At 29.6% G+C, this 250-nt stretch carries 1 pseudogene; it reads right to left on the reverse strand.

Features of this window, described 5'->3' with window-relative positions:
* Positions 1 to 250, reverse strand: a pseudogene (locus RI68_RS02170) (replicative DNA helicase); the annotation flags it as partial.

A 250-nucleotide genomic window follows, 5' to 3' on the forward strand; every position in this document is an offset into this window, starting at 1 on the left:
ATGATAAGGATCTTTATTTTCAAAAGAAGGACTAATGATTTTTAAGAGTTGTTGGAACAGTTTTTCTTGGGTATAGGTATGTTTTAATTTAGCTAAGAAATCAAGGTTGTTTTCCTCATTAAAATTATCACTTAAAAAAGATAGTGATTCTTTCGTAAAGTGATCTTGGGGAAAATGGGTTTGAAGATAGGCGAGTAATTCTTTGATGATCTCAGTTTGAGATTTGATTTTATCAAAGGGATGAGTATTT

The sequence above is a fragment of the Vaccinium witches'-broom phytoplasma str. VAC genome, assembly GCF_000309405.1.
Taxonomy (GTDB): domain Bacteria; phylum Bacillota_I; class Bacilli_A; order Acholeplasmatales; family Acholeplasmataceae; genus Phytoplasma.